Source organism: Pseudomonas gingeri (assembly GCF_013385425.1).
GTDB classification, from domain to species: domain Bacteria; phylum Pseudomonadota; class Gammaproteobacteria; order Pseudomonadales; family Pseudomonadaceae; genus Aquipseudomonas; species Aquipseudomonas gingeri_D.
In genome coordinates this window covers 32,814-52,362 of record NZ_JACAQA010000013.1, presented here as the reverse complement: position 1 = coordinate 52,362, position 19,549 = coordinate 32,814, and the positions used below count along the sequence as shown (strand labels likewise).

Sequence of the window (19,549 nt, the reverse complement as noted above, 5' to 3'; positions counted from 1 at the left end):
AAAGCCCGGACATGCGCCGGGCTTTTTTGTGTCTACTTGTTTCTAGGGTGGGGCTTATTTCAGGTGTTCCTTCAGTTCCTGCGAAGCCTGCAGCATGGCCGAACGTACTTCCGGCACCTGGCTGACCACATTGAGCAAGCCGAAGTCGTGGATCATGCCGTTGTAACGCACGCTGGTCACTGGCACGCCGGCCTCATCCAGCTTGCGTCCGTAGGCCTCGCCTTCGTCACGCAGCACATCGGCGCCGGCGGTCTGGATCAGCGCGGGCGGCAGGCCCTTGAGCTGGTCCGTGGTCGCGCGCAGCGGTGAGGCATAGATCTCGCCGCGTTGCTTGGCATCGGTGGTGTAGTTGTCCCAGAACCATTTCATCATGTTCTTGCTGAGGAAGTGCCCCTCGGCGTACTGGTTGTAGGACGCGGTCTCGAAATTGGCATCGGTCACCGGCCACAGCAGCAGCTGGAACTTGATCGCCGGGGTGCCCTTGTCCTTGGCCATCAGGCTGACCACCGCCGCCATATTGCCGCCGACGCTGTTGCCGGCCACGGCCAGGCGCTTGCCGTCGACATTGATCTCCTTGCCGTGTTCCGCCACCCATTTCGTCGCGGCGTAGGCCTGGTTGATCGCCACCGGGTAGTGGGCTTCCGGGGAGGGCGTGTAGTTGACGAACACCGCCGCCGCACCCGAGCCGACCACCAGGTCACGGACCAGCCGCTCGTGGGTCGGGAAATCCCCCAGGACCCAGCCGCCACCGTGGAAGAACATGAACACCGGCAGCGTGCCCTTGACCCCGGCCGGGCGGACGATGGTCAGCTCCAGCGGCTTGCCGTCGACCTGGATGGTCTTCTGGCTGACATCGGCGCGGGGCAGGTTCAGCTTGACCCCCGACTGTGCCCCGGACAGCACGGCGCGTGCTTCCGTCGGCGTCATCTGTTCCATCGGCTTGCCGCCGCCGCTGTTCAAGGCATTGAGAAACGCCTGGGTGTTGTGCTCGACATCACCGGCGAAAGCGCCCTGGACGGACAGCGCGAGCAGGGTACCGGTCAGGACTTTGCTGAAAGTGTTCATGTTCGGATCCTTGAGTGGCGAAGTGGTTAGACGGTGACGTGCAGGCGGACGTCGACGTTGCCACGGGTGGCGTTGGAGTACGGGCAGACCTGGTGGGCGGCATCGACCAGGCTCTGGGCTTCGGCTTGTTCCAGGCCGGGCAGGCTGATGTGCAGGTCGATGTCCAGGCCGAAACCACCGGGGATCTGGCCGATGCCGACATGGGCGGTGATCGCGGCATCGGCCGGGATCTGGCGCTTGCTCTGGCTGGCGACGAATTTCAGGGCGCCGATGAAGCAGGCCGAGTAACCGGCGGCGAACAGTTGTTCCGGGTTGGTCGCCGCGCCGCCGGCACCGCCGAGTTCTTTCGGGGTGGCGAGCTTGACGTCGAGGATCTGGTCGCTGGAAACAGCACGGCCGTCACGGCCACCGGTGGAGGTTGCGATTGCGGTATAGAGCGTTTGCATGATGAGCCTCGTCGTTTCAGGGGTGTGTGTTGTGCGCTAATTGTTTGCGCGTTAACTAAGTGCGAGATAAATGTATATCGCAAATATCTTGCGCGCAAGATAAATTTTCAAAAAAGACAGGGTTCGATTTTTTGGGGCTGGATCAGGGAGGGAGACTAACGGTAACCGCGAGGGGTTTCGGCGAGCCGGATCGCTCCTGTGGCTAGGAGCGATCCGGCTTTTTTGTAGGAGTCGGCTTGCCGGCGATCAGCGCGAAGCGCTGAAAAGAGGCGGGGTCAGAGGCTGTCTTGCAGATGCCCACGCAGGGCCACCAACTCGGCCTGAAGGGCGCGCAGGCGTTCCAGGGAATCGCCGCTGGCGGCGAGAATGCACTGCGGGATACCCCGGGCCTGCTCGCGCAAGGCCCGGCCCTGTTCGGTCAACTCGACGATCACCACGCGCTCGTCCTCCTTGCTCCGGGTCCGGCTCAACAGCCCCTCGCTTTCGAGGCGCTTGAGCAGGGGGGTCAGGGAGCCCGGGTCGGTCAGCAGGCGCGTGCTGATCTCGCCCACGGTCAGGCCGTCCTTTTCCCAGAGCACCATCATTGCCAGGTATTGCGGGTAGGTCAGGTTGAGGGCCTGGAGCAGGGGTTTGTAGACCTTGGTCATCAACAACGAGGTGGAGTGCAGGGCAAAGCACACCTGGTTGTCGAGGAGCAGGTCGTCACAGTTGTCGCGGTTGCTGGTCATCACTAAAGCCTTGTGCGTTACGTTCGATGAATCTAGCGGTCGAATCTTTAATGCGCCAGAGAATTTTCCCAGCCTAGTGTCGTCCCAGGCCGCTTTGCAGGGCCAGGTCCCAAGGTGGTACGGGGCTGAAGCGGCCCTTGAGGAACTCCAGCAGCAAGCGGCTGCGGGAGTTGGCCGGTTGTTCCAGGCGCAGGGCATAGACCCCGGAGCTCTCTGGCGCCGGCAGGCCGTTTTCGCAGAACAGCGGCAGCAGTTCGCCGCGCAGCAGGTATTCGCTGACCAGCCAGGTCGGCAAATGGGCGATGCCCAGACCGGCCAGGGCTCCGGACAGCAGCGCCTCGGCGTTGTTCGAGGTCATGCGCACACGCGCCGGGCGGTGCAGTTGCATCTGTCCGTCCTGCACAAAGCGCCAGGCCATGAACGGGGCCAGGGCATCCCAGTCCAGGCCGTCATGTTCGCTCAACGCGCCCGGATGAGTCGGCGTGCCGCGATTTTTCAGGTAGGCGGGGCTGGCACAGGCGATCCGTACGATGCTCGCCAAGGGCGTCGCCACCAGCCGGGTATCGACCATTTGCCCGGCGCGCAGCACCAGGTCGACCTTGCCCAGGTTGGAGCCCTGCATATCGACGAAACTATCGATCAGGTGCAACTGCACATCCAGGCCCGGGTAACCGGTAAGGAAGTCGGCGATGGCCGGTGCCAGGTGGCGGCGACCGAAAGCCGCGGGCGCATCGACCCGGATCAGCCCCTCGGGGGCGTTGCTCAGGGACACGGCCTCGGCCCGGGCCAGGCGCAGTTCGGCAACGATCCGCCGGGCCCGTTCGGCGAACGCCAGGCCGGCGGGCGTGGCCCGGACCGCATGGGTGCTGCGGATAAACAGGCGGCTGCCGACCGAACTTTCCAGGCTGTCGATCCGTCGCGCCACGGCGGATGGGGTCAGCGGATGGAGGCGGGAGGCGGCGGAAAAACTGCCGGTTTCCAGGACATCGAGAAACAGGCCGAGCTGATCGGTCAGTGCCGTGGGATTCATAAATGGTTGCTTGTGCGAAGTTGGCATAGCCATTGTGCGTTGCTGTGCGTTTCCGCGCTAGAGCGGACTGCGTAGCATGAAGGCCATTGAGTGGGGAGACGGCTGTGATCGAATTGATTGAGTACTTGCTGCTGGGCGTCGTGATGGGCGGAGTGGGTGGGGTGTTCGGCATTGGCGGCGGGATGATCGCGATTCCAGTGCTGGGTATCCTGTTCGGCCTCGACCAGCAGTTGGCCCAGGGCACGGCACTGGTGATGGTGGTACCCAACGTGGTGCTGGCCTTGCATCGTTATAACCAGCGCAATCGCATCCAACTGCGCCACGCGCTGCCGCTGGTACTGATGAGTTTCTGTTTTGCCTGGTTCGGCGCCCTGTGGGCGGTGGGCCTGGATCCGCGCAGTATGCGCCTGGGTTTTGTCGGCTTTCTGCTGGCACTGGCGCTGTTCTACCTGGTGCGCCTGTTCATGGCTCAGTCCCCGGTGTCGGCGCAGATGCGTCACCCTTGGCCCTGGCTCGGTGTCTTGGGCGCGGCATCCGGCACCATGGGCGGGTTGTTCGGGGTCGGCGGGGCGGTGGTGGCGACGCCGGTTCTGACCAGCGTCTTTGGTACTTCGCAGGTGGTGGCCCAGGGCCTGTCGTTGGCCTTGGCATTGCCGAGCACCAGCGTCACCCTGGTGACTTACGCGGTGCATAACGAGGTGGACTGGCGCATGGGCATCCCCATGGCCATCGGCGGCCTGATGAGCATCAGTTGGGGCGTGAAAGTGGCCTACGCCTTGCCCGAGAAAGTCTTACGCGGCCTGTTTTGCGCTTACCTGGTGCTCGGCGCGCTGCTGCTCAGCTTCAAAGTTTGAAACCTTCGACGATGTGCTCGGCCAGGCATTCGGTGATCGGTGACGGCTTGTTCAGGTTGCGCACCAGCATGATGTTGAGCAGGGGCAACTGGGGCAAGTCTTCGGCTTCGCCCAGAATCCGCCAGTCCTGGGGAATCAGGCTTTCCAACTGGGCGGTCATGGCCAGGCCGGCGTTGACCACCGCCATGATCGTCGACAGGCTCGGGCAGTTGTAGGCCAGGCGATAGTCGCGGCCACGGGCGTCCAGTGCATTGCAGGCCCATTGGGTGCAGAAGCAATCGATACCGTCCATGGCCAGTGGCAAGGGCGTTTGTTCGTGATTGGCGGAACATTGGGCTTCGGCCCAGACCAGTCGTTCCTGGCGCAGCAACTGGCCGAGTTCATTGCCCGGTTTGCGGGTGACGATGGTCAGGTCCAGGTCGTGGCGTTGCAGCAACTGCGTGGAGGATTCGCAGTTCACTTCGATCTTGACCAGAGGATAGAACTGCGCGAAATGCGAGAGGATGCCTGGCAGGAAACGCATCACGTAGTCATCCGGTACGCCGATCCGCACCATGCCGACCATATGCGGCTCGCGCAGGGTGTTGAACACTTCGCTGTGCAGTTTCAGGATGCGCCGGGCATACCCGAGCAGCACCTGGCCTTCGGCTGTCAGTCGCACCTGGCGTCCGTCGCGCTCGAACAACTGGCGCTTGAGCACATCCTCTTCCAGGCGTTTCATCTGCATGCTGACGGCTGATTGTGTGCGGTTGACCAACTCGCCGGCCTTGGTAAAGCCGCCTTGATCGGCAATCGCGACAAAGGTGCGCAGAACGTCGGTGTCGATGCTCGGGTAGCTGGACAATTCATCAATCTCCGAGATGTATTGCATAAGAAACATTCGTTGGATTGATCTTAGCGCCAGGTACAGACTTTAGTCATCCCCAACTGGAGGGTAGGATGATGAAAGGTCAAAAAGGTTATCTGTTGATCGATGGTGGCGCGCATTCGGTGCTGTCGCTGCGGGCCTTGTGGCGGCGGGTTGTCCGTTGGCATGAGGTGTCGCGCGAGCGTCAGGTACTGGCGGCATTGAATGACGACGCGCTCAAGGACATGGGCCTCAGTCGCGCCGATGTCGAGCAGGAAACCCATCGGCATTTCTGGAATGATCCGCTGGGCAAGGGCCGTTGATAGCGCTACACAAGCAGGGGGCGACTGCGGTAGTTTGCGGGTTCACAAGGAGGCGTGCATGCCCGCAGACCTGTCGTTTTCATTGAAACAAGCCCGCCGCCTGGCGCTCGCGGCCCAGGGTTTCCAGGGGCGTAGAGCCTCGACATCGATCAAGCCGATGCAGGTCAATCGGCTGATCGAGCGCCTGGGTGTGGTGCAGATCGATTCGGTCAACGCCTTGGTGCGTTCGCACTATCTGCCGTTGTTCTCGCGATTGGGCAACTACTCCTCCGACTTGCTCGACCAGGCCGCCTGGAGCCAGGGGCGACGGCGCACCTTGTTCGAATACTGGGGGCACGAAGCGTCGTTGCTGCCGATGTCGCTGTATCCGCTGATGCGCTGGCGCATGCAGCGGGCGTCCCGTGGCGAGGGGATCTATCAGCAGATGGCGCGTTTCGGCCGCGATGAGCAGGCGACCATTCGCCGGGTACTGGCTTTGGTCGAGGAACGCGGCGCGTTGGGCGCGGGCAGCCTGTCGAGTCGTGAGGAAAAAGCCGGACCCTGGTGGGATTGGAGTGCCGAGAAGCATGCGTTGGAATGGTTGTTCGCCGCCGGTGAAGTGACGGTGGCCGGGCGCCGGGGCTTTGAACGGCTCTACGATCTGCCGGAGCGGGTGATTCCGTCGGCGGTGCTTGGACAGCCGCTGATTGACGAAGCCGAGGCCCAGCGCGGCTTGTTACGCCAGGCCGCGGCGGCTCTTGGGGTGGCGACGGAAAAGGATCTGCGTGACTACTTTCGCCTGGACCCGGGCGATAGCCGTGCACGCCTGGCGGAGTTGGTCGAGGCCGGTGAATTGCAGGTGGGTGAGGTGCAGGGCTGGCGCCAGCCGGTGTACTGCTTGCCGGATATCAAGGTCCCACGCCGAGTCGAGGCCAGTGCTCTGTTGTCGCCGTTCGACTCGTTGATCTGGGAACGCAGCCGTACCGAGCGGTTGTTCGATTTCCGTTATCGGCTGGAGATCTACACGCCGCAGCACAAGCGGGTGTATGGCTATTACGTGTTGCCGTTTTTGCACAACGAACGGATTGCCGCGCGGGTCGACCTGCGTGCGGAACGGGCGCTCGGGCGGTTGGCCGTGCATGCGGTGCATGAGGAAGAGCAGGGGCTGGATGAGGCGGGGATGGCGGCGCTGGCCGTCAACTTGCGGCAGTTGGCCGATTGGCTGGGGTTGGCGGATATTCAGCTCAATTGTCAGCGGGTCAGTGCGCAGCGGTTGCGTGGGTTGCTGTGAACGCTGGATATGGCGGTGCCTGTGAGGCCGCCTTCGCGGGCAAGCCCTGCTCCTACAGTCTGGTGTCGTACGCAAAATATGTATCCGACGCCGGACTGTAGGAGCTGGGCTTGTCGGATCGCCCCACCGCCGCGAAGAGGCCCTTCCAGACAATAAAAAACCTACTGACTCAACGCCGCACCTGCTTCAAGGTCTCGGCAATCAAAAACGCCAGTTCCAGCGACTGATCGGCGTTCATCCGCGGATCGCAATGGGTGTGATAACGATCCGACAACCCATCCTCGGTAATAGGGCGCGCGCCACCGATGCACTCGGTGACGTTCTGCCCGGTCATCTCGATATGAATCCCGCCCGCGTAGCTGCCTTCGGCCTGGTGCACCTGGAAGAACTGCTTCACCTCGCTGAGGATCTGCGCGAAATCCCGGGTCTTGTAGCCGCTGCTGGCCTTGATGGTGTTGCCGTGCATCGGGTCGGAGCTCCACAGCACCTTCTTGCCTTCGCTTTCCACGGCGCGGATCAGTTGCGGCAAGTGATCGCCGACCTTGTTCGCCCCCATGCGCACGATCAGGTTCAGGCGACCGGGATCATTGTCCGGGTTGAGGATATCGATCAGGCGGATCAGGTCGTCGGTGTTCATGCTCGGGCCGACCTTGACCCCGATCGGGTTGTTCACCCCGCGCAGGAACTCGACGTGGGCACCATCGAGCTGACGGGTACGGTCGCCGATCCAGAGCATATGGGCCGAGCAATCGTAATAATCGTTGGTCAGGCTGTCGCGGCGCACGAAGGCTTCTTCGTAATTCAGCAGCAGTGCCTCGTGGGCGGTGAAAAAGCTGGTTTCGCGCAATTGCGGCGAGCTGTCCATGCCGCAGGCACGCATGAACGCCAGGGTTTCATCGATACGGTCGGCCAGTTGGCTGTACTTCTCGGCCAGGGCCGAGTTGGCGATGAAGTCCAGGTTCCACTTGTGCACCTGGTGCAGGTCGGCAAAGCCGCCCTGGGCGAAGGCCCGCAGCAGGTTCAGGGTCGCCGTGGCCTGATGGTAGGACTGCAACAGGCGGTCCGGGTCCGGCACGCGGCTTTTTTCATCGAAGCCGATGCCGTTGACGATATCGCCACGGTAGGCCGGCAGGGTCACGCCGTTGATGGTTTCGTCGTTGGCCGAACGGGGTTTGGCGAACTGGCCGGCCATGCGCCCGACCTTGACCACCGGGCAGCCGGCGGCAAAGGTCATGACAATGGCCATTTGCAGCAGCACCTTGAAGGTATCGCGAATCTTCGCCGCCGAGAACTCGGCGAAGCTCTCGGCGCAATCGCCGCCCTGGAGCAGGAAGGCGCGGCCCTGGGTGACTTCGGCGAACTGACGGCGCAGTTCACGGGCTTCCCCGGCGAACACCAGTGGTGGATAACTGGCCAGGCTTTGCTCGACTCGCAGCAGGTGCGCGGCGTCCGGATACTGGGGTTGTTGCTGGATCGGCAGGGCGCGCCAGCTGTCGGGGCTCCAGGGTTGGCTCATCATGAACTCGAGGTTTGACGGTGGGAGGCCCATGTTAGCAGTAATTAGTACGTGACCTGCTCTGTCGGCTTGGCTGACAATTGCGCTTTTCCCGCTTGCAAGGATATGAAATGGCTGAGGAGCGCGTGGAGCGTCTGCTCGCCGAAGTGCACGATGCCTTCGGCATGATTCGAGTCCTTGAAGTGGACGATTACCGCTTTCTCGAATTTGGCGATGCCATTGAGCAGAGCTGCGTGTTCACCGCCGATCCCAGTTGGCTGGAATACGACTACACCCGGGCCATGCTGATCGGTGCCTTGTGCCACGAAGAGCCGGAAAGCGCCCTGTTCCTGGGGCTGGGGGCCGGGACCTTGACCCAGGCGTGCCTGCGGTTCCTGCCGCTGGAGGATGTCGAGGCCATCGAGCTGCGCCCGGACGTGCCGCGCCTGGCCATCGAGTACCTGGGTCTGGATGACGATCCGCGCCTGTATATCCGCGTCGGTGATGCGCTGGAACTGCTGGAGAGCGCGGAGTCGGCCGACCTGATTTTTGTCGACCTGTATACCGATGTCGGTCCCGGTGTCGGCCATCTGGCCTGGAGCTTTCTGGAAAACTGCCAGAAGAAACTCAATCCTGGCGGCTGGCTGGTGATCAACCAATGGGCCACCGATGACGGCAAACCCTTGGGTGCTGCGTTGTTGCGCGGGCTGTATCACCGACACTACTGGGAGCTGCCGGTGAAGGAGGGCAATGTCATCCTGATCGTGCCGGCGGACCTCGACCAGGAGCTGGACCTGCGCGGATTGCAGAGCCGGGCCGATGAACTGGCGCCGCGCCTGGGTTATTCGTTGCAGACCTTGATCGGTGAGATTCGGCCGGCGACCTAGGTGAAGGGCGGGTGTGCGGATCGCGAGCAAGCTTGCGTTGGCCGCGCACTGCCACCATCGGCGATGGCGGAAGCTTCTTCTTGCCAGCTTCCGCCAGGGTCAGGGTTGTGTTTGGTCCAGGTAGGCTGATCGCTCCCGACTCATTTTTGTGATGCAGTTGTTGGTGAGCGTTTCATGGGCAGGAGAGGACGGGTCTGCTAAAAAGGATTCAAGCTCACAGTTCGCATCACGTAACGTTATCCAGGCGCGCTGGGAGTTTCTGAGTTTTGAAAGGTAACGCTCTCCCATTTCGGGATCAGGGGCGTATTGCTCTTTGATTCGAATGATCAGTTTTTTATAGATTTCGTTAAGTGTTTTGTCCGTGCTTTCTTTTTTTGATTTTGCACAAGTGTCAATCTGTGTGCTGGCGATGATGTTTTCGCAATCAAGAGCGTAGGCGCCACCTGCGATCGACCACAAAGTAGCAGGGAGTAAAAAAATCAGGGCTTTTTTAGTAATGTTCATTGCTGGTACTTTCTCAAATAGTTCGCTCGCTGCCGGCCCGGCTCGTATTGGCTGATTGCGGGTGTGTTTTCTATATAACTTATCAGTTCGGAAAAGTTGTTTTTCATCCCGGCTTTCATCGGGTTGGGACCAGCGGTAAAACCTTGGTAAACGAAGTCGACAAGAATATCCCTGATGATGGGGTGAAGCGATTCCCACGGCTGCCGTCCGGCCAGGTTCTCTGTCCATTTATTGTAGTTGGCTATCGCTCTATCGATGTAAAACGGGTAAATCAAGTCAAAGAGGGCCTGCTCTTGTTGATGTGTGATATCTCCTATCGATGCTCGGTAATTATTGACGAATTGAGCTGCCTGGCTGCCCTTTAGGCCAGCCGCCTCGGCGAGTCTGGATCATATGAAAGTGCCACGCCTTGCCCTCCAAACTGATCCCGTGCAGCCCTGCCAATTCCGCCCACCATGACAGTTTCTTTATCCGTGCTTTTGAAATCTGCCATTGTTCTGGCCTCACGCGTCCCGTGTGGTCCCAGAGCGCGTCCAGTTCATCCCACTTTTGCGGGTTCCAGAACCACTCGCTTTTATAGTGGGTAATCAGCCTGCCTATCGCCTGCGCGTGCCAAGGTTTGTCCCGTGCGGCACGGATCTCTTCGTGTCCCAGGTGCTCGTTTTCGCCGATATTCAGGAGTGTGTGCAGCCGTGACCTGATTGGCCCTTTGCCTGCTCTGCTCGCCAACGCCTGGTAATGACGACGTTGCTCTAGGGTCAGATCTGCCAGCGATGAAAGGTGATGAGCAAGGTTGTCGGCATTTCGACTGGTCTCGGTGATGCATTCATAACCCTCCCATTCCCACGGACTATGACGAGTCGTCAGCAGGTCTTGCTCCAGCACCCAGCCGCTGACTGTCTCGCCGGACTCGTTCGGCAAATGATCGTCCAGGCGCCACCAGCGACGGGTGTAGCTGATGGTGGTTCCGGGAACTGTTTCGGTAATGCTCAATTTCGATTCGGGCGGCAACGACTCCAGCAGCCCGACCGGCAGAATCACCGGCGCACCGATCACCGCTCCGGGCTCATTGATGCTCGGCGGGTTATCGGTATTGATGTCTTCACGGTGGGGGACCACCCGGCTGCTGCCTTTGTAGAGTTTCAACAAGGTGCGCTGGTCGGCGGGAAGACAGGCGGCGTACTCACGACTTCGAGCGATAAAGTCGGGCACGTCCTCGCAGCTGAAAACTTCCAGGTGCAGCAGGTTTCTGGCGATGTCCTCGCTGAGCTCCTGATATTTGCCGACATGGCCGATCAGATCTCCCGCCTTGATCCTGATCGGTTCATTCAGCACGACAACGCGATCTTTCGCCTCGGGTTCGCGGTTGGCCTCCAGTGCATCCAGCCAGACAAAACCCGGTAGATGTCCGTTCTCATCGATCGCCAGAGGTGGTACACACTTGCCGCTGACGATCTTCAGCAGCTTGCGGAATTTGCCCACTGCACCCACGTTGCTGATCTTGAGTGAGGTGCCAATCGGCAGTAGCCCCAGGGGGTTGGCGTTGGCATTGGCCGTTGCTCGAACGTTCACACCGGTCATTTGCTCGACAGGCGCATCCTTGGCAGCATTACCGATCAGGTACCGATCCGTTCCCAATGCGGTCATTTCTGGCTTGAACACCCAGCCAGTGGACGGCGCCAACCCCTCGATTTCAGGGCTGACGCTGACAACCTCCAGCCATTTATCCGCCGCAGACGCAGCCTTGGTCATGACGGTTGTGCCCCGCGGTAGGACAGCGAGGATTACTCCATGGTCTGGATGATCTTTCGGGGCGGCCCGGATTCTCAACCCGAGTGTCTTGTCCTGCGCACTGTCCTTGACCCGATAAACGCCTCCGCCCCAGAAAGTGGGACGGCGCAACCCCGAGCTGGTCAGGTAGCCCGCCCAATCCAGCAGGTGCATGTACAGGCTGTAAACAGTCAATGTGGGCGCAGGAGGTGCATAGGAGATTCCTGTCAACGGTGGTGGCTGCAACCGATGTCTGACCAGCACAAAACCGCTGGAAAACACCGCCGAGCGCCCCTCGAAACTCGAAGCCGGATAGCGTTCATCAATGCGATAGGCGATCACCTCGCCATCGGCTAAACAAGAGATCTCGCGCTTATCCGAGATCAGGCCCGTGGCTTCATCGAAATGAATGCCTCCGTGCCAAAGCCCTCGCCGTCCCAATGGGTAGTAACCGCCTTCGGCCTTTGCCAAGGCCTTGACGTCACGGTGAGGATCATAAGGGGCCTGATTTCCGTCCTTTAAGGGAAATGACCAGTTTTCAGTCCTGAATATCTCTGTCATCGCGGCACACTCGTCGGCGAACTCCTGTCCGGGTTAAGGGGGGGGCTCAGTCGGAGAAACCTGTATCGAGCGCCAGTTCTTTCTGGCGTTGTTCCGGCACTCCGTCGACGACGGCTGTTTCAAGGCGCAACGGCGGCGCCTGTTCCACCGCTCCCGGCAGCAATGGCCCCTTGATCCGCGGCCCCGAGCCTATACCCGCGTCCTCGTTCGCCTCGGGTCCGTTCAAGGTGATGCCGTTGGCGTCGAGCTTGATGAAGTGCGCGCCGACCTTGAGGGTGAGTTGCTCTCCCGCGTCGATCACCACCTTGTCCCCGGCCCGCAGGTGGATCTCCTGCCCGGCCTCGATGAAGTAACCCAGCCCGGCCTTTACCTGTTGGCTACCAGCGACCAGCAGGCTGTCATCGCCTTTTACCTCGACGCGGCGGTCCAGGTGAACGGTGTGGTGTTCCTCGGCCTTGAGCTCGCAGTAGCTGTTGGCTTCCACGCACTCATGCCGTTCATGGCCGACCGTGACCGAGAGATTGCGCTCGATGTGTTGTTGCCAATCGCGCTGGGCATGCAGGTAGATCTGCTCTTCGCCCTTGCGGTCTTCGATACGCAGCTCATTACTGCCACCACCGCCAGGACTGCTGCGGCTCTTGAACACGCTGCGGGTCTTGTGCGCCGGCAACGGGTAGGTCGGCGGATGGCGCTGATTGGGCAGGCAGCCGGTGATCAGCGGTTGGTCGGGGTCACCTTCGAGAAAGGTCACCAGCACTTCCATGCCGACGCGGGGCAAGGTCACGGCGCCATGACCGGGCCCGGCCCAGCTGGAGGCTACCCGTAGCCAGCAACTGCTTTGGGCATCGGTTTCGTCCGAGCGGTCCCAGTGGAACTTCACCTTCACCCGGCCATATTCGTCGCAGTGGATTTCTTCGCCGGGCGGGCCGGTGACGATGGCGCTCTGGGTATTGAGCCGACGGGATTTGCGCGCTTGCAGCGGTGGACGGAAGAACACCTCCCAGGGGGTGGCGAGAAAGGTATTACGGTAGCCCTGGCGGAAATCACTGTCGGTACGGCTTTGGTTCGCTGCCAACTCCTCCAGCACCTGCGGCTGCTTGCCTTCGTGGGTCAGTTGGGTCAGTAGCCAGAGGGTGTTCCAGTCTGGCTGTGGATGTTCGGCCAGGAGCAGGAAGTGCCCACTGGCCAGTTGGGGTTCATTGCTCTTGCCCGACGCCCGTCGGCTGTCGCTTCGATGGCTTTCCAACTGGCGACGATTGAGCTGCCGGCCGTGTTCGTCGCGGTGGTAGCGACCGGGATAACGGTAATCTTCAAGGTCCGGCTGCGGCAGGGAGTGGAGCACGCAGGCGCTGTTTTCCAGCCGGGCACCGGGTTGTTTGAAATTGTAGTCGCGCAAGGTTGCCCGGGTGCTGCGGGTTTCCAGGTGCAGGTCGAAGGACTGGATGCAGGGCCGTTGCGCGACCATCCTGCTGTCCGGTCGGTATGGCACGCTGTCGGGCAGTTGACGGAAATAGGTCTGGTCGTCGCCAAAGGCCAGGTGATGGCCCTGCGCACTGTGCTGGAAGTGATAGTGCAGGCCGTCCTCTTCACACAGCCGCTGGATGAAGTCCAGGTCGGACTCGTTGTATTGCACGCAGTATTCGCGAGCGGGGAAGGGATTGGCGAGATTGAAGCTGAAGGCATTGCTGAGGATGCCATGGTCCTTGAGCACTTGGGCGATGATCTGCGGCACGCTCCGGTTCTGGAAAATTCGCTGGTTGAAGCGATGGGCCAGATAGGCCAGTTGCGGCACCAGCGTGAGCTGATAGTGCGTCCAGCGCTGGCCGCTATCGCCCTGGCCGATGCCGTGGATCTGGCCGTGAATGCCCGCGCCGTCGTTGTTGAAGGCGAGAAAACCCTGCCGATGCAGCAGCTCGTCGAGGTTGAGGTCCGGCTGCCGGCTGACCAACTCCAGTTCGAAGCGGTAGGGTTGGCTGATAGCTTCCGTACCCTTGAACGCCAGGACTTCCAATCCCTGTTCGAAGTCCGGAAGAGTGAAGGTAAAGCGAGGTGCCGAGGTGAACATCCGTTGTGCCTCCTGCAAGGGGAATGCACGAAGTGTGGACCCGTCGGTGGTGGTGTTGAACGCAGGAAAACAAAATCAGAATGGGGCTACAGCGCCCTATGTTTGAGGGCTGTAGGGCAGTGTAGGGGGAAGGGAATGAGCCTCGCAGGAAGTTGGATCAGCAGCAGATAAAAACAGGCTCGCGCTCAACACATCTATGCCATCTTTATGTATATAGGAATTTATACATGAGAGAGAAAAATGACATTCAATCATTTCAAATTGTTTCGTGGAAAATGTTTCTGAATGATGGCGAGTCCTACAAGAGAGTCGCAGTCTAGAGCTGTTGCTTTCAACGGTGCACTATACATGTTGTGTGAACTGTCTTACGTGTCGGCTTTTTCAGGGTGAGTTAAACTATCCCTGTCCCGTGTTCAAGAATTGACAAAATTGATGGTGTCTATCTAGATTGGAATTGTCCAGCACTCGCTCGGACAAAATAAAAACCAATAGTGGAGATATACACATGAACGCGAAAAGTGCGAAAGGGTTTTTCAAAAAAAACCAACAGGCGACTAGCCGAGTCAAGGAGTTCGGCACGAGAGCCTGTTGGTAAGGTGGGCTAAAAATATTGCGGCTAAAAATAATTAGCCGCAATATCAATAATAAAATTAAGAGTCGGAAGGTATGATGATGAATATCCTCACCGCAGACTTGCTTCCTTTTAATATGCAGTACCCAATTTATAATTTTTTCTTTCCTGCTTCCGGTGTTGTCGTTGAAGATCATGTAGATGTTGAAAAAATCCTGTCCGTCGCAAATGGAAACGCTAGAAAAAGGGCGTTGTATGTGCATATCCCATTTTGTGACACGATTTGTTCATTCTGTCCATTCACTCGTGGCCGCGTTAGCGATGTGAACATCATTGAATTGTATGTTCAGGCACTGATTAATGAGATAGAAATAAAGAGCGAGTCCTTACATCTTTTCAGTGTCCCCATCAATGCAGTTTTCTTTGGCGGTGGTACCCCCTCCATAATGTCAGCTGAGCAAATCACTCGGATCGGTGACGTCCTGCATCGAAATTTTGACTTGACAAAGGTCAAGGAGTTTTCATTTGAAATAGAGGTTAAAAGCCTCACCCCAGAAAAAGCCAAAGCCATGCAAAGAATGGGAGTGACCCACCCAAGATTCGGCCTGCAAACGTTCTCAAAAAAATGGCGTGATCTCTTTACACTCACCGCCACGCTTGACCAAATTAAACGTAGTGTTGATATTTTGTCTGAGCATTTTTCTACCGTGTCATTCGATATTCTATATGGTATGTCTGGGCATACTGAAGAAGAACTGCTTTCGGATTTGACGCAGGCGTGTGATACCGGAGTCAGTAATATTGATGTCTATCCCATCGACAATATTATGACCCAGCCATCACTGCACAAGGCATTAAGTGTGCTGAATCATTCCCCTACGTCAGCGACCAGAAAATTCACGATGAACATGTTGGTAGACGGCTATATGCGCTCAAGGGGCTATATGCCTCACAATGGGCATGGGTATCGTAAGGTCGGCAAGGGGAACATTAATCAGGATGTGGTCTACACCGGCTACCGATTTGAGTATCACGAACATGTGTATGGTTACCAAGACCATGACCTGATTGGATTTGGTGCAGGCGCTATAAGCAGTCTGCAGGGCGCCAAGTTAATCAATACCAACCTGAGAAGTAAGTACATATCTCAGCTTGCAAGGCCGAATAACATTAAGGATACATTTCAGGTGTGCAAACACGGTAGTGAGTTGGATGCACTGCGGCCGCTGGCGTTAAGGCTGCCATATTTTGGATCGGTCGATAAAGACAGGCTTTCCTTTCAGTCAATGATGCCGGAAATCAAAGATAAGGTCGTTTCGCTTGAGCAGGCGGGGCTTGTTACTGAAACTGAAACGCAGTATGTGCTCACCAAGACCGGTTGGTATAATTACGTAAATGTAATGTATTACCTGTTGCCTGCTATTGAACAGCAAGCCATGGATGGTTTTATCGCCGAACAGCTGGATGGCTCAATACGCGATATTTCCGAGGGTGAAATATTTTTCAGGTCGGCTTAGCGTGTCCTATCAAGCTAAACCTTTCCCAATGTGAAATGATTTAGAGAGGGGATGTTTAACATGAGTACACTTCATGCGACATTTCTGGGGACTCACATATTTGGCGAACTGACAGGGCTGGATTTTGACCGGTTGAACGATTTGCCTTTTCTGGAAAAATCGTTGATTGACTCAATATCGGCGGGTGGTGCCACTGTCTGCGGTCATCTCTCCAAGCAGTTTTCCCCCTGTGGCGTTACCACATTGGTTTTGTTGTCGGAGTCTCATGCGTCTATCCATACCTATCCTGAGTGTGGTGGTCTTTTTTTCGATATTTTCACCTGTGGTAACTGCAAGCCCGATTTGATTCTTGAGGCGTTTGTCAGTCGGTTGAGTCCCGGGTCTGTTCGCAGGTCTATCATTTTTCGAGGTGGTGAGAAATATTCTGAATAAAGCCGTCGGTCTCAGTCAATATTAAGTTCGGTGATGAAAACCGAGGTGTAGGGATGCATGGCGTAATTTTTAATAAAAAAATATTTCCGCTTTCTTGTTCGAGTTTGATATCGAAGACTGGTGACTTCGCCTATGAGGTTGCATTCGCTCTTATAGCAATTGAGTTACTTTCTTTTGAGTTTTTCTATCTTGGAATTATCTATTTTTTCAGGTTTATACCGTATCTTTTGTTTGGTCCCGTGGGGGGCTGGTTGGCAGATGCTTTTCCTCAGAAATACAATATGCTGGGCAGTGATTTTTTGCGGTTTGTTATCGCAGCTATTCTGTATTTTATTTATATAAGTGGAGGGCTGAACATATATATACTGGTCATAAGCTCAATGGCCATGACCATCGCTAGAAGCTTGTTTCAGCCTAGCTTCCGTGCGTATCTACCCTATGTTCTTGAAGAAAGAGATTTGCCGGCGGGAAATAGCCTTCTCCAATTGATCGAGGACGTAGCCTCGATACTCGGGCCATTAATCTGTTCCCTGATAATCGCTTCAAGCGAAAAAAGCAATGTGATTTGCTTTTATGCCGTGAGTTATCTGCTGTCAATAATTTTTTTATTGTGTTTGCAGGTGAGTCGTCCGGGCAAGCACAGCAGTCATTTTTCATGTTCAGTCGTTTTTTTGGAGGCGCGAAATACGCTTGTTGATATATGCACGCGAAATCAAAACCTTTTCATGGTCGTGGCGGGTACATCAGTATGTGTCTTGTTTGTCGCGTCGTTGCTAAGATTTGTATTGCCAGCATCTATTATAAGCATCTATGGCGATGAGGCATTGGTGGGCTATATTTTTTCGCTGATGTCATTTGGTACCGTACTGGGGAGCTTGTGTTATACGTGGCTCGTGCGGTGCACGACGCCGATACAATTGATGAAAGCCTGGATGGTATATGGGTTTCTATTTTTGATGGTCTCAATTGTTATAAAGTTTCATCTTGCCAGTGTGTTTGTGGTTGTGTTTTTTCTTGGTTTTTCTGGTGCGATAGTCGATATATCGATCATTACCAATATTCAGACGCTTTCAGTCAAGGGGGAGTTAGGTAAAAACTATGGGATCTATTCGACCATTGCCAATACCTGCGAAGCCGTCTCGGGGCTTTTTTCAGGTGTGTTTTCATTGCTGGTCGGAGGGGCATCATTTTCCATAATTTCCTTGTTGATCACTTTGGCCGCCAGAGCAGTGATTTTTAAAATAAAAAGGGTAGAGCATGAAAAAGAAAAATGAGTTTGAAACCATCGAAAGCCCCAGAATATCAGAGGTTCTGTTACCGCCTTTTTTTAGCGCGCTGACTCGATATGTTTCAAGGGGGAATATTACATTTGCTTGCCCAGGTCATCAAGGAATCGATTTTTTTTCTAAACATCCGGCAGGGCAAGAATTTATTGAGTTTTTCGGAGAAAACCTATTTCGATCCGATGTGCCACATGCCGATCCTGTGCTTGGGGAGTTGCTGAGCCATGGAGGGCCTCCCGGAGACGCTGAAGTACATGCGGCGAGTGTCTTTAATGCAGACAGAACTTATTTTGTTCTTAATGGAACATCAGCCTCGAATAAAGTCGTCGCGAACGCTCTGCTCACCCCGGGAGACTGTGTTTTATTCGATCGCAATAATCACAAGTCTTGCTATCACGGGGCATTGATTCAAGCAGGGGCGACACCGGTCTACCTAGAGGCCGCTCGAAATGCGTTCGGGCTTATAGGCGGCATACCCGAACATTGTTTTGATGAGCGTTATCTGCGAAATAGACTTAAAGCGGTTGCTCCTGAACGAGCGGAGTGGCGTCGCCCGTTTCGATTGGCTATTCTTCAGTCTGGTACATGGGATGGTACTGTTTATGATGCACGAGAGGTGGTTAATAAAATAGGCCATTTGTGTGACTATATACTGTTTGATTCAGCATGGCTGGGGTATGAGCAGTTCATATCCGTCATACGTGACTGTTCCCCTCTTTTGTTGAGCCTGGACGAGGAAAGTCCCGGCATTATCGTGACGCAATCAGTTCATAAGCAATTGGCCGGTTTTTCCCAGGCCTCTCAAATCCACAAAAAAGATGATCATATTCAGGCACAGGTTCGATACTGTCACCATGATCGTTTTAACAACGCTTTTATGTTGCATGCGTCAACGAGTCCTTTTTATCCGCTGTTCGCATCTCTTGATGTCAATGCGAAGATCCATTCGCAAGGAAGTGGTCAACGGTTATGGACGGAGTGTGTTCGCCTCGGGATTGAGGCGCGTAAAGCCATTTTTTCTGCTTGCGAAATGATAACCCCATTTGTACCACCTTGTATTGAAGGTATACCTTGGCAAGATTACGGCACCGATACGATTTTGAACGATGCGCGTTTTTTTGAATTTTCTCCCAGTGAGCAATGGCATCACTTTGTCGGGTATGGAAGGGGGCAATACTCCATTGATCCCTGTAAACTGCTGCTGACGACTCCAGGCATCAACTTGAGCAGCGGGGAATATGAAGACTTTGGCGTACCTGCCACGATACTTGCGCACTACCTGCGAGATAAAGGTGTTGTTCCAGAGAAAAGTGATCTCAATTCTATCGTTTTTTTGCTTACGCCCGCAGTGGGGGATGCCAAAATTTGCACGCTGGTCTCCAGGTTGCGCGAGTTTGAATTTCACATAAAGTCCAACTCACTGCTCATTGATGTTGTTCCTTCGGTTTGTCAAGAGGAACTGACACGCTATCAAGACTACAGAGTCGCTGATCTTTGTCAGGAAATGCACCTTCTGTATGCTCGTTTTAATTTCAAGAAATTGCTGCGTGATATGTTTAGTGAGGCCCATTTTCCACGTGTTGTCCTGTCGCCCTATGAAGCGAATCTCCAACTGGTTCGTGGTCATGTTGAGCTTATTCCTTTAGCCACTGCGAAGGGCAGGGTTGCCGCAGAGGGGGTGGTTCCTTATCCTCCAGGAATTATGTGTATTGCGCCCGGCGAGCAATGGGGTGACGCTGTGCTGGACTATGTAATAGCGATTGAGACGTTTATGAATGCCTTTCCGTATTTTTCACCTGATATACAAGGTGTGCATAGACAGGTTGAAAGCGACGGTAAGCAGTGCTTGTATGGGTATGTTGTCAAGTCCTGATGTACAGCTGCCATGAAAGGACAGCTCG

The 19,549-nt window shown here is 56.3% G+C and carries 18 protein-coding genes; 8 read left to right on the top strand and 10 right to left on the bottom strand.

The features are described from left to right. Positions 1–54 precede the first annotated feature (54 nt). The 4 genes from HX830_RS17745 to HX830_RS17730 form a co-directional block, all read right to left on the bottom strand. Positions 55–1,065: an alpha/beta hydrolase gene (locus HX830_RS17745; protein WP_177101581.1), complete on the bottom strand. Its 1,011-nt coding sequence runs from the start codon at positions 1,063–1,065 to the stop codon at positions 55–57. A 26-nt stretch (positions 1,066–1,091) separates the two neighbouring features. Further along, positions 1,092–1,511 carry an organic hydroperoxide resistance protein gene (locus tag HX830_RS17740; RefSeq protein ID WP_103499663.1) on the bottom strand — a complete coding sequence of 140 codons (420 nt, stop codon included), beginning with the start codon at positions 1,509–1,511 and terminating at the stop codon, positions 1,092–1,094. Positions 1,512–1,786: 275 nt separating this feature from the next. Next, positions 1,787–2,239 (bottom strand): MarR family winged helix-turn-helix transcriptional regulator, encoded by a 453-nt coding sequence (locus HX830_RS17735; RefSeq protein WP_103499664.1) that lies wholly within the window; start codon positions 2,237–2,239, stop codon positions 1,787–1,789. A gap of 73 nt (positions 2,240–2,312) precedes the next feature. Beyond that, a complete protein-coding gene (locus HX830_RS17730; RefSeq protein ID WP_177101579.1) occupies positions 2,313–3,269 on the bottom strand; it encodes a LysR family transcriptional regulator in 957 nt (318 codons plus the stop codon). A 104-nt stretch (positions 3,270–3,373) separates the two neighbouring features. Between HX830_RS17730 and HX830_RS17725 the strand changes: the two genes are divergently transcribed. Further along, complete coding sequence (locus tag HX830_RS17725; RefSeq protein WP_177101577.1) at positions 3,374–4,123, top strand: TSUP family transporter; 750 nt, start codon at positions 3,374–3,376, stop codon at positions 4,121–4,123. Here the strand turns inward: HX830_RS17725 and HX830_RS17720 are convergent. Beyond that, positions 4,113–4,967 carry a LysR family transcriptional regulator gene (locus HX830_RS17720; RefSeq protein WP_177101648.1) on the bottom strand — a complete coding sequence of 285 codons (855 nt, stop codon included), beginning with the start codon at positions 4,965–4,967 and terminating at the stop codon, positions 4,113–4,115. The two genes, HX830_RS17725 and HX830_RS17720, sit on opposite strands and share 11 nt — an antisense overlap. A 98-nt stretch (positions 4,968–5,065) precedes the next feature. Between HX830_RS17720 and HX830_RS17715 the strand changes: the two genes are divergently transcribed. After that, complete coding sequence (locus tag HX830_RS17715; RefSeq protein WP_152737045.1) at positions 5,066–5,293, top strand: DUF1127 domain-containing protein; 228 nt, start codon at positions 5,066–5,068, stop codon at positions 5,291–5,293. A gap of 58 nt (positions 5,294–5,351) precedes the next feature. Beyond that, positions 5,352–6,563 carry a winged helix-turn-helix domain-containing protein gene (locus HX830_RS17710; protein WP_177101575.1) on the top strand — a complete coding sequence of 404 codons (1,212 nt, stop codon included), beginning with the start codon at positions 5,352–5,354 and terminating at the stop codon, positions 6,561–6,563. Positions 6,564–6,732: 169 nt separating this feature from the next. Here the strand turns inward: HX830_RS17710 and HX830_RS17705 are convergent, their stop codons facing one another. Then, positions 6,733–8,079: a class II 3-deoxy-7-phosphoheptulonate synthase gene (locus HX830_RS17705; protein WP_100940659.1), complete on the bottom strand. Its 1,347-nt coding sequence runs from the start codon at positions 8,077–8,079 to the stop codon at positions 6,733–6,735. Positions 8,080–8,189: 110 nt separating this feature from the next. On the opposite strand from HX830_RS17705, the gene HX830_RS17700 reads away from it, so the two are divergent. Next, positions 8,190–8,945 (top strand): spermidine synthase, encoded by a 756-nt coding sequence (locus tag HX830_RS17700; RefSeq protein ID WP_103499669.1) that lies wholly within the window; start codon positions 8,190–8,192, stop codon positions 8,943–8,945. Positions 8,946–9,044: 99 nt separating this feature from the next. Here HX830_RS17700 and HX830_RS17695 read toward each other — a convergent pair whose 3' ends face one another. Genes HX830_RS17695 through HX830_RS17680 form a run of 4 tightly spaced genes read right to left on the bottom strand, consistent with a single transcriptional unit; the run spans position 9,045 to position 13,845 of the window. Then, positions 9,045–9,449: a lysozyme inhibitor LprI family protein gene (locus HX830_RS17695; protein ID WP_177101573.1), complete on the bottom strand. Its 405-nt coding sequence runs from the start codon at positions 9,447–9,449 to the stop codon at positions 9,045–9,047. Further along, positions 9,446–9,724 (bottom strand): hypothetical protein, encoded by a 279-nt coding sequence (locus HX830_RS17690; protein WP_177101571.1) that lies wholly within the window; start codon positions 9,722–9,724, stop codon positions 9,446–9,448. The genes HX830_RS17695 and HX830_RS17690 overlap by 4 nt, the downstream gene beginning before the upstream one ends. 55 nt (positions 9,725–9,779) lie before the next feature. Beyond that, complete coding sequence (locus HX830_RS17685; RefSeq protein WP_177101569.1) at positions 9,780–11,780, bottom strand: hypothetical protein; 2,001 nt, start codon at positions 11,778–11,780, stop codon at positions 9,780–9,782. Between the two features lie 46 nt (positions 11,781–11,826). Beyond that, the gene (locus HX830_RS17680) at positions 11,827–13,845 is read right to left on the bottom strand and encodes a type VI secretion system Vgr family protein (protein WP_177101567.1); all 2,019 of its coding nucleotides are present in this window, start codon (positions 13,843–13,845) and stop codon (positions 11,827–11,829) included. Positions 13,846–14,511: 666 nt separating this feature from the next. On the opposite strand from HX830_RS17680, the gene HX830_RS17675 reads away from it, so the two are divergent. Genes HX830_RS17675 through speC form a run of 4 tightly spaced genes read left to right on the top strand, consistent with a single transcriptional unit; the run spans position 14,512 to position 19,521 of the window. Further along, positions 14,512–15,933 (top strand): coproporphyrinogen-III oxidase family protein, encoded by a 1,422-nt coding sequence (locus HX830_RS17675; RefSeq protein WP_177101565.1) that lies wholly within the window; start codon positions 14,512–14,514, stop codon positions 15,931–15,933. Between the two features lie 60 nt (positions 15,934–15,993). Beyond that, positions 15,994–16,365, top strand: a complete 372-nt coding sequence (gene speD, locus HX830_RS17670) for an adenosylmethionine decarboxylase (RefSeq protein WP_177101564.1) — start codon at positions 15,994–15,996, stop codon at positions 16,363–16,365. Positions 16,366–16,418: 53 nt separating this feature from the next. Then, positions 16,419–17,639, top strand: a complete 1,221-nt coding sequence (locus HX830_RS17665; protein ID WP_177101562.1) for an MFS transporter — start codon at positions 16,419–16,421, stop codon at positions 17,637–17,639. Further along, on the top strand, positions 17,623–19,521 hold the full coding sequence (gene speC, locus HX830_RS17660; RefSeq protein WP_177101560.1) for an ornithine decarboxylase: 1,899 nt from the start codon (positions 17,623–17,625) through the stop codon (positions 19,519–19,521). The genes HX830_RS17665 and speC overlap by 17 nt, the downstream gene beginning before the upstream one ends. The last annotated feature ends 28 nt before the right edge of the window (positions 19,522–19,549 follow it).

What these genes read in the sequence shown, in the direction of transcription:
- HX830_RS17745 (WP_177101581.1), bottom strand. Translation starts at nt 1,065, where the DNA reads ATGAACACTTTCAGCAAAGTCCTGACCGGTACCCTGCTCGCGCTGTCC.
- HX830_RS17740 (WP_103499663.1), bottom strand. Translation starts at nt 1,511, where the DNA reads ATGCAAACGCTCTATACCGCAATCGCAACCTCCACCGGTGGCCGTGAC.
- HX830_RS17735 (WP_103499664.1), bottom strand. Translation starts at nt 2,239, where the DNA reads ATGACCAGCAACCGCGACAACTGTGACGACCTGCTCCTCGACAACCAG.
- HX830_RS17730 (WP_177101579.1), bottom strand. Translation starts at nt 3,269, where the DNA reads ATGAATCCCACGGCACTGACCGATCAGCTCGGCCTGTTTCTCGATGTC.
- HX830_RS17715 (WP_152737045.1), top strand. Translation starts at nt 5,066, where the DNA reads ATGAAAGGTCAAAAAGGTTATCTGTTGATCGATGGTGGCGCGCATTCG.
- HX830_RS17710 (WP_177101575.1), top strand. Translation starts at nt 5,352, where the DNA reads ATGCCCGCAGACCTGTCGTTTTCATTGAAACAAGCCCGCCGCCTGGCG.
- HX830_RS17705 (WP_100940659.1), bottom strand. Translation starts at nt 8,079, where the DNA reads ATGAGCCAACCCTGGAGCCCCGACAGCTGGCGCGCCCTGCCGATCCAG.
- HX830_RS17700 (WP_103499669.1), top strand. Translation starts at nt 8,190, where the DNA reads ATGGCTGAGGAGCGCGTGGAGCGTCTGCTCGCCGAAGTGCACGATGCC.
- HX830_RS17695 (WP_177101573.1), bottom strand. Translation starts at nt 9,449, where the DNA reads ATGAACATTACTAAAAAAGCCCTGATTTTTTTACTCCCTGCTACTTTG.
- HX830_RS17685 (WP_177101569.1), bottom strand. Translation starts at nt 11,780, where the DNA reads ATGACAGAGATATTCAGGACTGAAAACTGGTCATTTCCCTTAAAGGAC.
- HX830_RS17680 (WP_177101567.1), bottom strand. Translation starts at nt 13,845, where the DNA reads ATGTTCACCTCGGCACCTCGCTTTACCTTCACTCTTCCGGACTTCGAA.
- HX830_RS17675 (WP_177101565.1), top strand. Translation starts at nt 14,512, where the DNA reads ATGATGATGAATATCCTCACCGCAGACTTGCTTCCTTTTAATATGCAG.
- speD (WP_177101564.1), top strand. Translation starts at nt 15,994, where the DNA reads ATGAGTACACTTCATGCGACATTTCTGGGGACTCACATATTTGGCGAA.
- HX830_RS17665 (WP_177101562.1), top strand. Translation starts at nt 16,419, where the DNA reads ATGCATGGCGTAATTTTTAATAAAAAAATATTTCCGCTTTCTTGTTCG.
- speC (WP_177101560.1), top strand. Translation starts at nt 17,623, where the DNA reads ATGAAAAAGAAAAATGAGTTTGAAACCATCGAAAGCCCCAGAATATCA.